Genomic DNA, 683 nt, shown 5'->3' with positions numbered 1-683 from the left:
TCAGGCTGTCGAGAAAGTTTCGACAGCCTTTTTCTTTATGTCTTAATTATTTAAGACGACACCGCGTTAATGTTGTATAATATAGGTAACTATTTATTGAACGGATGGTGTTCTGTATGCTGCGTGCCAAGCGAGAAAAACAGCAAGCGTATGAGTTTGTTTCCATTGAAGATTTGGTTCCACAAGATCATTTGCTGCGCAAAGTAGATAAATATATTGATTTTTCCTTTATCGATGAAAAAGTTCGTCCGCTATATTGTGCAGATAACGGTCGTCCCGCCATTGATCCGGTTGTTTTATTTAAAATGATTTTTCTAGGTTACTTTTATGGCGTCCGTTCCGAACGCCAATTGGAGCGGGAAATTCAAACCAATCTGGCCTACCGCTGGTTCTTGGGACTGGGGCTAACAGATAAGGTTCCTGACCATAGCACAATTAGCTGGAATCGGCGGACTCGATTCAAAGATACAACGATCTTTCAAGATATTTTCGATGAAATTGTCCTACAGGCGATTTCGCATCGGATGGTTGGCGGGCGGGTCCTCGTGACCGATTCTACGCATGTCAAAGCCAACGCCAACAAGCACCAATACACCAAACAACAGGTGCTCAAAAACACCAAAGATTACATGGACGAGCTTAATGCTGCGGTGGCTGAAGACCGGAAAGAACATGGAAAAAAG

At 43.0% G+C, this 683-nt stretch carries 1 protein-coding gene; it reads left to right on the top strand.

Annotated elements, in window-relative coordinates:
• Window positions 1–116: 116 nt before the first annotated feature.
• On the top strand, window positions 117–683 hold a 567-nt coding region (locus HPT30_RS00805; protein WP_175369670.1), incomplete at its 3' end, for a transposase.

This window comes from Paenibacillus agri (genome assembly GCF_013359945.1).
Classification (GTDB): Bacteria; Bacillota; Bacilli; order Paenibacillales; family Paenibacillaceae; genus Paenibacillus_AQ; species Paenibacillus_AQ agri.
The sequence above is the reverse complement of the archived record's forward strand: the minus strand, read 5'-3'. Positions and strand labels throughout refer to the sequence as shown.